The organism is Burkholderia latens (assembly GCF_902499045.1).
In the GTDB taxonomy this organism is placed as follows: Bacteria; Pseudomonadota; Gammaproteobacteria; order Burkholderiales; family Burkholderiaceae; genus Burkholderia; species Burkholderia latens.
In genome coordinates this window covers 1-8698 of record NZ_CABVPL010000090.1, presented here as the reverse complement: position 1 = coordinate 8698, position 8698 = coordinate 1, and the positions used below count along the sequence as shown (strand labels likewise).

General features: G+C 66.6%; 9 protein-coding genes. 4 read left to right on the top strand and 5 right to left on the bottom strand.

What is annotated here, in order from left to right; translation table 11 throughout:
• Positions 1-384: 384 nt before the first annotated feature.
• On the top strand, positions 385-849 hold the full coding sequence (locus BSE24067_RS31860) for a GNAT family N-acetyltransferase (RefSeq protein ID WP_096507298.1): 465 nt from the start codon (positions 385-387) through the stop codon (positions 847-849).
• 39 nt (positions 850-888) lie between these two features.
• Here the strand turns inward: BSE24067_RS31860 and BSE24067_RS31855 are convergent, their stop codons facing one another.
• Positions 889-1770, bottom strand: a complete 882-nt coding sequence (locus BSE24067_RS31855) for an AraC family transcriptional regulator (RefSeq protein ID WP_151065646.1) — start codon at positions 1768-1770, stop codon at positions 889-891.
• A gap of 318 nt (positions 1771-2088) precedes the next feature.
• Here BSE24067_RS31855 and BSE24067_RS31850 point away from each other — a divergent pair, with 318 nt between their 5' ends.
• Positions 2089-2502 (top strand): gamma-glutamylcyclotransferase family protein, encoded by a 414-nt coding sequence (locus BSE24067_RS31850; RefSeq protein ID WP_151065645.1) that lies wholly within the window; start codon positions 2089-2091, stop codon positions 2500-2502.
• A 132-nt stretch (positions 2503-2634) separates the two neighbouring features.
• On the opposite strand, the gene aceB is transcribed toward BSE24067_RS31850, so the two are convergent.
• Both aceB and BSE24067_RS31840 read right to left on the bottom strand, forming a co-directional pair.
• Positions 2635-4227: a malate synthase A gene (gene aceB / locus BSE24067_RS31845; protein WP_151065644.1), complete on the bottom strand. Its 1593-nt coding sequence runs from the start codon at positions 4225-4227 to the stop codon at positions 2635-2637.
• Positions 4228-4294: 67 nt separating this feature from the next.
• A complete protein-coding gene (locus BSE24067_RS31840; RefSeq protein ID WP_151065643.1) occupies positions 4295-5056 on the bottom strand; it encodes a haloacid dehalogenase type II in 762 nt (253 codons plus the stop codon).
• 155 nt (positions 5057-5211) lie between these two features.
• Here BSE24067_RS31840 and BSE24067_RS31835 point away from each other — a divergent pair, with 155 nt between their 5' ends.
• Together BSE24067_RS31835 and BSE24067_RS31830 are read left to right on the top strand one after the other, a co-directional pair.
• Positions 5212-6117, top strand: coding sequence for a LysR family transcriptional regulator (locus BSE24067_RS31835; RefSeq protein WP_151065642.1), 906 nt, complete (start codon positions 5212-5214; stop codon positions 6115-6117).
• 159 nt (positions 6118-6276) lie between these two features.
• The gene (locus tag BSE24067_RS31830; RefSeq protein ID WP_151065641.1) at positions 6277-6711 is read left to right on the top strand and encodes a universal stress protein; all 435 of its coding nucleotides are present in this window, start codon (positions 6277-6279) and stop codon (positions 6709-6711) included.
• A gap of 213 nt (positions 6712-6924) precedes the next feature.
• On the opposite strand, the gene aceA is transcribed toward BSE24067_RS31830, so the two are convergent.
• The gene (aceA, locus tag BSE24067_RS31825) at positions 6925-8232 is read right to left on the bottom strand and encodes an isocitrate lyase (RefSeq protein WP_151065640.1); all 1308 of its coding nucleotides are present in this window, start codon (positions 8230-8232) and stop codon (positions 6925-6927) included.
• A gap of 165 nt (positions 8233-8397) precedes the next feature.
• A partial coding sequence (locus BSE24067_RS31820; protein ID WP_217460376.1) for a hypothetical protein occupies positions 8398-8698 on the bottom strand: 301 nt, incomplete at its 5' end.

The following is an 8698-nucleotide window of genomic DNA, read 5'->3' as shown; positions in this document are numbered from 1 at the left end:
GTTCAGTCGGTTAGAATACCGGCCTGTCACGCCGGGGGTCGCGGGTTCGAGTCCCGTCCGCTCCGCCAGAAAATGAAAAAGCCCGCCTTGTGCGGGCTTTTTCATTTGTATCGTTGGTTGCGCTCGCCAACGAGCGCGTGACCGCGGAGCGGAGGAAGCCGCCTGCGCGGCTTCCGGCGGGGCTCGAAGGGTTGCGCGTGCACGCGCAACCGCGGCCTGCGGGATGTAGGCGAGTCCCGTCCGCTCCGCCAGAAAATGAAGAAGCCCGCCTTGTGCGGGCTGTTTCATTTGCGTCGCCCGTCCGTACGCTGCTACGAGAAATTCGCCATTGCATCCCTTCGCGACTGCGCTATCGTGGCGGAATGCGTTCTTGACCCCTGCGCGATGCTCGATCCGACCGACCTGCGACTGCTGTATCAGCTCCGGCCCGCGGAGCCTGGCGATTTCCCGTTTGCCGAGGCGCTGACCCACGGCAACATGGGCGGCTATTACAAGCGCCACGGGCTCGTCTGGCGCAGCGATCTGTTCTATGCGAGCTGGCGCGAATCCGAGAACTTCATCCTGGAAGCCGACGGCGAACGCATCGGCGTGCTGCGCGTGACCGAGGAGGGCGATTCGCTGCACATCCGCGACGTGCAGATCGCAGCCGGCCATCGCGGGCAGGGCGCCGGCACCTACATGCTCGACATGTCGCACCGCTGGGCGCGCGCCCGCGGGCTTCACGAACTGCAATTGCGCGTGTTCGTCGACAATCCGGCCGCGAGGCTCTACCAGCGCATGGGCTACCGCGTCACGGGGCCGAGGCTCGCGCAACTCGGATCGATTCGGCACATGGTGCGTCCGGTCTGAGCGTGCGGCGGTGCAACGCGGCGTATGCCGCGGCGGCGGTCAACGGGTGACGCCGAACGCGTCGTCGCCGGCCGTGTCGTCGTCCGCGGCGATGCGGCCTTCCGCACCGCGATGCTCGTAGCCGCGCAGCATGAATGCGCGCGGACTCTCGCCGAACGCGCGCCGGAACATCGCCGAAAACGCGCTCTGGCTCTGGTAGCCCAACTCGCGCGCGATGTGCGACAGCGGGCGTCCCTGGTTCAATAGCGGGATCGCGCGCGCGAGCAGCGCCTGCTGCCGCCACTGCGAAAAACTCACGCCGAGTTCCTGCTTGAACAGCCGCGAGATCGTGCGCGTGCTCGCACCGACCTCGCTCGCCCAGTGTTCGAGCGATTCCGCATGCGCCGGCTGCGCGAGCACCGACTCGCACAGCATGCGCAGCCGTTTCTCGTCAGGCATCGGTACCGCGAGCGGCAGCGGTTCGGCGCGGCTCAGTTCGTCGAGCACGAGCCCGCACAGCAGCCGTTCGCGCGCATCGCTCAGCTCACGCGCGTCGAGCGCGACGATCAGTTCGCGCAGCAAGCCCGTCACCTCGACCACGCGGCACGCATCGAGCCCGTCCGGCACGATCGACTCGTCGATATACAGCGTACGCAAATACGCCTCCTCGACGATCACGACTTCGTGCGTGACGTGCGGCGGCACCCAGATCGCGCGGGACGGCGGCACCATCCACGTCGTTCCGGTCGTCGCGACGCGCAGCACGCCGCGCGATGCATACGCGAGTTGAGCCCACGCGTGCGTGTGCAGTGGAATACGCCGCCCGGCATCGACCTGCCGCGCCCGCACGCGCATCGGATGGACGCGGGTCGGCGCGAACTCGGGCGGGATGTCGATGACGTCGTAAGGGTTCGATGCGTCGGCTTGGGCAGGCGGATTCATGGACGATTCGGTCGGCGTGGCGGCGATGCCGTCATTTTAGAAGGCGCCGCGCACGCGCATGCGGCGGTTTTTCGGCCGATAATGCACCGTTCAAATGAACTTTGTATGGGGCTGCGCGTATTCCGGCTCGCGCCGGCCGAATCGAGGCTGCATGGTGTGTGCCGACGCAACGAACCATCGGGCCGCTATCGCGGTCTACCGATGCTGACGCGGCTTCGCGCGAGTGGCGTCCCGGCGACGCTACCGTCGGCACCCGCATCCGCAGCCCGGCCGCAACGGCCCGGCCATGCACCCCATGAATCGAAGAGGAGAACCACGATGCGCTACGTATTCGTCTATGGCACGTTGAGAGCGGGAGAAGCCAACGACATCGGCCATGCTGCCGCGCGGCACGGGATCGCCGCGCCGACGCTGCTCGGTGCGGCCGCGTTGCCGGGCGAACTGTACGATTTCGGCACGTACCCGGGGATGGTCGCCGGCTCGGGCAGCCCGTCGCTCGTATGGGGCGACGTCTACGAGATCGACGAGCAACTGATGCCGGTGCTCGACGAAATCGAGCGCGTCTATCCGGGCGTCGACACGCTGTTCAGGCAGGAGCGGGTGACCGTCGAACTCGGCGGGCGCGCGTATGCGTGTGTCTATTATCCGGTCGCCGCGCATGCGGCAGCCGGCCGTCCGCGCATCGCGTCGGGCGATTGGGTGCAGCACCGGCGCGAGCGGGAAGCCGCCTGAGCGATCGAGCGGCGGTTGCCGCCGCGCAAAGCAAAAGCGCCCCGCGGGGCGCTTTTTTCATGCCGCCGACTCGTGCGACGGCGGCGGGCAGGGCTGCGACGGGCCGGTCCGGCAGGACCGGCCCTCACGTGCTCAGATTTCCTCGTACAGAGGCAGCGTCAGGAATTCGGTGAAGCCTTCCGACGTCGACATCTGCTCGAAGATCGCCGCGGCACGCTCGTACGGTTGCGTGTTGCCGCCGACCGAGCGCTTCACGTTCTCGAGTTCGGCCTTCGCGAATTCGCGCACGAGCTCCGCGGTGACCTTGCGGCCGTCGTCGAGCACGCCCTTCGGCGAGCGGATCCACTGCCACACCTGCGAGCGGGAGATCTCGGCGGTCGCCGCGTCTTCCATCAGGTTGTGGATCGGCACGCAGCCGTTGCCGTCGAGCCACGCGCCGAGGTAGTGGATGCCGACGTTGATGTTGTTGCGCAGGCCGGCTTCGGTAATCGGCGCTTCCGGCTGGAAGTCGAGCAGGTTGCGTGCTTCGACCTGCACGTCGTCGCGCTGCTTCGAGATCTGGTTCGGCTTGTCGCCGAGCACCTTCACGAATTCTTCCATCGCGATCGGCACGAGGCCCGGATGCGCGACCCAGCCGCCGTCGTAGCCGTCGGTTGCGTCGCGCTGCTTGTCGGAACGCACGCCGCCCATCGCCTTGTCGTTCGCTTCCGGATCGTTCTTGATCGGAATCAGCGCGCTCATCCCGCCGATCGCGGGCGCATTGCGCTTGTGGCAGGTCTTCAGCAGCAGCAGCGCATATGCGCGCATGAACGGCACGGTCATCGTGATCTTCGAACGGTCTGCCAGGCAGAAGTCGCGGTCGTTCTTGAATTTCTTGATTGCCGAGAAGATGTAGTCCCAGCGGCCGGCGTTCAGGCCCGAGCTGTGTTCGCGCAGTTCGTACAGGATTTCGTCCATCTCGAACGCGGCGAGGATCGTCTCGATCAGCACCGTCGCGCGGATCGTGCCGCGCGGCACGCCGACCGCTTCCTGCGCCGCGACGAAGATGTCGTTCCACAGACGCGCCTCGAGATGGCTCTCCATCTTCGGCAGATAGAAGTACGGGCCCGAGCCGCGCGCGATCAGTTCCTTCGCGTTGTGGAACAGGAACAGCGCGAAATCGAAGATGCCGCCGGATACGCGCTGGCCGTCGACCGTCACGTGCTTTTCGTCGAGGTGCCAGCCGCGCGGACGCACGATCAGCGTCGCGACCTTGTCGTTCAGCTTGTACGACTTGCCGTTCTGCTCGAGCGAGATCGTGCGGCGCACCGCGTCCTTCAGGTTGATCTGGCCGTCGATCTGGTTCGTCCAGCTCGGCGCGTTCGAATCCTCGAAGTCCGTCATGTACGAATCGGCGCCCGAGTTCAGCGCGTTGATGATCATCTTGCGCTCGACGGGGCCGGTGATCTCGACGCGGCGGCATTGCAGGTCGGCGGGCAGCGGCGCGACCTTCCAGTCGCCTTCGCGGATCGCCCTGGTCTCGGCGAGGAAATCGGGGCGCTCGCCGGCATCGAGGCGCCTGGTGCGTTCGACCCGGGCCTGCAGCAGCGCTTTGCGGCGCTGCTCGAACGCACGATGCAGCGCCGCGACGAGGTCGAGCGCTTCAGGCGTCAGGATCGCTTCGTAACCCGGCTTGATTTCGCCGGTGATCGCCATGCCTTGCGGCAGCGTGATCGGGGTGCTCATGAGTGTCATCTCCTTGGTCGGTCAGTTGCGGTTTCGGTGAAGAGGGAAGGCGGCGGCGCCGCGGCCGTCATGCGCCCGGGCCGGGGCGCGCGCGGTTTGCGGGTCTGCCGGACGGAGCCGGGGCGGCGAGGAATGCGAGCAGATCGGCCATGCCGCTGCCGGCGCCGTCGGGCGGCACGCCGAGCTCCTCGGCGGGCGCGCCCGTGCGGTTGAGCCAGAACGTCGTGTAGCCGAACCAGCCGGCCCCGGCGACGTCCCACGCGTTCGACGACACGAACACGATGTCGCGCGGGTTCGCGCCGAATGCGGTCGTGCCGAGCGCGTACGCGACCGGGCTCGGCTTGTACGCACGCACCGCGTCGGCCGACAGCACGCGATCGAACAGGCCGGTCATGCCGGCGCTCTTGATCGCGATGTCGAGCATCTCCGGATTGCCGTTCGACAGGATCGCGAGCGGCGGGCGCGGGTCGAGCGCGCGCAGCTTGCGCAGCGCGGGCACCGTGTCGGGATAGGTGGACAGGCACGCATATTCGTCCATCAGCCGCTTCTCGGCCGCGCTGTTCAGCGCGAGCCCGAGCCGGCGCGCGGCGAAGCGCAGCGCGTCGAGCGTGATGTCGCGAAACGGCCGATAGCGGGCGCCGGACGGATCGGCGAGCGTGCGCAACTGCGAGTATTCGATTTGCTTGCGTCGCCACAGCCGCGACAACCGCTCCCCGTGACCGGGAAACATCTGCTCCGCCGCGGCCACGACCGCATGCACGTCGAACAACGTGCCGAAGGCGTCGAAGAGGATGGCGTCGGGAGAGGAGAGTGTCGTTGTGGCCGACATAGCCTTGCGCTCCAGTTTCAGAGGTCGAGTCGATTCTATTAGTGATCGTAGGTGCAAAAAAATACGCTAATCATCACTTGATCTTTTACTTTCATATACCTAATCTTGAGCGGCTTCAGTCAATATGCGGGGCGGGAACGCCGTCCTGTCGAGTCATGGACCGGTTCAAACAGATCGAAACGTTCGCCGCGGTCGCCGCGAAGGGCAGCCTGTCGGCGGCCGCGCACGCGGAAGGCGTCGCGCCCGCGATCATCGGCCGCCGCCTGGACGCGCTCGAGGAGCGGCTCGGCGTCAAGCTGCTCGTGCGCACGACGCGCAAGCTCACGCTGACCTTCGAAGGGTCGGCTTTTCTCGAGGATTGCCAGCGGATCATCAACGACATGCAGAACGCGGAGGCGAGCGTGTCGGCCGGCGGCGTGAAGGCGAGCGGCCACCTGCGCATTTCCGCGCCGGCCGGCTTCGGGCGGCGCCACGTTGCGCCGCTCGTGCCCGAATTCAGCGGCGCGCATCCGGACGTGTCGGTCACGCTCGATTTGTCGGACCGGATGGTCGACCTCGTCAACGAAGGGTTCGATTGCGCGGTGCGGCTCGGCGAGCTGCCGGATTCGTCGCTGGTGTCGCTGAAACTCGGCGAGAACCGGCGCGTGTGCGTCGGCTCGCCCGCGTATCTGGCGCGGCGCGGCACGCCGCTCACGCTCGCCGAGCTCGCGCGCCACAACTGCCTCGCGCTCGCCGCGAACGCGAACCAGCAGCGCGGCTGGGCGTTCCAGGAGGACGGCAAGGTGGTGTCGATCCGCGTGAGCGGCACGATGGAGTGCTCGGACGGCGCGGTGCTGCACGAGTGGTGCCTCGCCGGCTACGGCCTGGCGTGGCGTTCGTGGTGGGAAGTCGGCGACGACATCGCGGCCGGCCGCCTCGTCAGCGTGCTCGACGCGTTCGCCGCGCCGCCGATCGGCATCCATGCGGTGTTTCCGCAGCGCCGCCACTTGCCGCTGCGCGTGCGGCTGTTTCTCGACTATTTGAAACACACGTACGAGCGGCCCGGATACTGGGGCGCGTAGCCCGCGCGCGCCCGCGTGTTTCCGATATGAGGACGAACCCGCTGCACGCGCCGGCCGCCCGGTTTCGCGCACTACAATCGAAACTGGCATGCGCGACGCGCCGGGGCCGGCCTGCATGGGTTCGCGGCGCGTGCGGTGCGACTGACGAAGGAGGGCGCGATGTTCCGGCACATCCTCGTTCCAACCGACGGTTCCGAACTGTCGCAGAAGGCGATCGACGGCGCGATCGATCTGGCGCGCGCGGTCGGTGCGCAGATCACGGCCTATGCGTGCCTGCCGCAGTATCCGTACTCGCCGTTTTCCGAAGTGATCATCGAGCCGCCCGCCGATTTCCGCGCGCGCAGCGAGCGCGAGGCGCGCGCGCACCTCGATGACGTGCTGGCGGCCGCGAAGGCAGCCGGCGTCGTCTGCGACAGCTGGACGAGCGTGCATCCGTCGCCGTACCTCGGCATCATCGAGGCGGCCGAGCGCGGCGGCTGCGACGTGATCTTCATGGCGTCCCACGGACGGCGCGGGCTCGGCAGCCTGCTGATCGGCAGCGAAACGCAGCGCGTGCTGACCCATACGAAAATTCCGGTGATCGTCTATCGGTAGTCCTGGCGCCCATTGCCGCGTGCGCGGCGGCACGGCAGCGCCGCTCGAAAAAAGGCGCGCCGGACGAAGCCGGCGCGCATCGTTGCAGGCTGCCGCAGGCCGCGCGGCCGGTCGCGCGACGTCCGCCGCGCGCCTGCCGTCTCCTCCCTGATTGTTGTCCGGCGCCCCGACGCCGCGCCGTCGCAAGACGGCGGGCATCGGCGCTTGCGCGCGTTACGCGACCTTCTTGCCGTCGAAGAACTGTTCGTCTTCGGTCGAGCCGTGCAGCGCGGTCGTCGACGCTTCGCGCTCGACCGTCTGCGTCACCGCGTCGAAGTAGCCGGTGCCGACTTCGCGCTGATGCTTGACGGCCGTGAAGCCCTTGTCGGCCGCCGCGAACTCGGCCTGCTGCAGCTCGACGAACGCGCTCATTTGCGTGCGGGCATAGCCGTGCGCGAGGTTGAACATCGAGTAGTTCAACGCGTGGAAGCCGGCCAGCGTGATGAACTGGAACTTGTAGCCCATCGCGCCGAGTTCCTTCTGGAACTTCGCGATCGTCGCGTCGTCGAGGTTCTTCTTCCAGTTGAACGACGGCGAGCAGTTGTACGACAGCATCTTGCCGGGGAATTGCTTGTGGATCGCTTCCGCGAACTTCTTCGCGTACTCGAGATCCGGCTTGCCCGTTTCGCACCAGACGAGATCGGCGTACGGCGCATACGCGAGGCCGCGCGAGATCGCCTGGTCGATGCCGGGCTTCGTGCGGAAGAAGCCTTCGACGGTGCGCTCGCCGGTCAGGAACGGCTTGTCGTTGTCGTCGATGTCGGACGTGATCAGGTCCGCGGCTTCCGCGTCGGTGCGCGCGACGAGCACCGTCGGCGTGCCCATCACGTCGGCAGCGAGACGCGCGGCCGTCAGTTTCGCGACCGCTTCGCGCGTCGGCACGAGCACCTTGCCGCCCATGTGGCCGCATTTCTTCACCGACGCGAGCTGATCCTCGAAGTGCACACCCGATGCGCCGGCTTCGATCATCGCCTTCATCAGTTCGAACGCGTTCAGCACGCCGCCGAAGCCGGCTTCCGCGTCCGCGACGATCGGCGCGAAGAAGTCGACGTAGCCTTCGTCGCCCGGATTCTTGCCTTCCGACCACTGGATCTGGTCGGCGCGGGTCAGCGTGTTGTTGATGCGCTTGACGACGAGCGGCACCGAGTTCGCCGGGTACAGCGACTGATCCGGGTACATTTCGCCGGCGACGTTCGCGTCGCCGGCCACTTGCCAGCCGGACAGGTAGATCGCCTTCAGCCCCGCCTTCACCTGCTGCATCGCCTGATTGCCGGTCAGCGCGCCGAGCGCGTTGACGAACGGCTCCTCGTTGATGAGCGTCCACAGCTTTTCCGCGCCGCGCTTGGCGAGTGTGTGCTCGACGGCGATCGAGCCGCGCAGGCGGACCACGTCGTCAGCCGTGTAGCTACGCTTGATGCCTTTCCAGCGCGGATCGGTTTCCCATTGCTTTTGCAGTTCCTGTGCCTGTTGCTGTCGCGACATGATGAGCTCCTTGATGCGGTGTGTTGCCTGTGAGTCGAATCGGACGGTGATGATGCTGTTCTCGAAGCGGTGCGCGATGCGTTTCCGTTTCGCGAAGTCTTGTATAAGAGTCTAGGCAAACCGAGCACGGCGAAACAGGGGCTGTTTCAGCAATATCTAAAATTTTTAATCGTTCATAATCAAACGGTTAATTTTGTCATTTCGCAATGAGAAACGCACTTTCCCATCCCGCAATCGGCGGGGTTGTGCCACGCAGCATGCTTTTTTACGACACAAAAAAATTTTTCGTATCGTGAAATGTGGGGCGGGGCGAAAAAAAACCGGCGCGAATGCGCCGGTCTTCCGGATGGGCTGGGCAGCCAAGGCCGCCCGGGCGTGCTTACGACGCCGAATTGCTGCGGCGCGGGCCGCCGCTGCGCTGGCCGTCGCGGCGCGGGCCGCCGTCGCGGCTGCCGCCCGGCTTGCC

What these genes read in the sequence shown, in the direction of transcription:
- aceA (WP_151065640.1), bottom strand. Translation starts at nt 8,232, where the DNA reads ATGTCGCGACAGCAACAGGCACAGGAACTGCAAAAGCAATGGGAAACC.
- BSE24067_RS31860 (WP_096507298.1), top strand. Translation starts at nt 385, where the DNA reads ATGCTCGATCCGACCGACCTGCGACTGCTGTATCAGCTCCGGCCCGCG.
- BSE24067_RS31850 (WP_151065645.1), top strand. Translation starts at nt 2,089, where the DNA reads ATGCGCTACGTATTCGTCTATGGCACGTTGAGAGCGGGAGAAGCCAAC.
- BSE24067_RS31840 (WP_151065643.1), bottom strand. Translation starts at nt 5,056, where the DNA reads ATGTCGGCCACAACGACACTCTCCTCTCCCGACGCCATCCTCTTCGAC.
- BSE24067_RS31835 (WP_151065642.1), top strand. Translation starts at nt 5,212, where the DNA reads ATGGACCGGTTCAAACAGATCGAAACGTTCGCCGCGGTCGCCGCGAAG.
- BSE24067_RS31830 (WP_151065641.1), top strand. Translation starts at nt 6,277, where the DNA reads ATGTTCCGGCACATCCTCGTTCCAACCGACGGTTCCGAACTGTCGCAG.
- aceB (WP_151065644.1), bottom strand. Translation starts at nt 4,227, where the DNA reads ATGAGCACCCCGATCACGCTGCCGCAAGGCATGGCGATCACCGGCGAA.
- BSE24067_RS31855 (WP_151065646.1), bottom strand. Translation starts at nt 1,770, where the DNA reads ATGAATCCGCCTGCCCAAGCCGACGCATCGAACCCTTACGACGTCATC.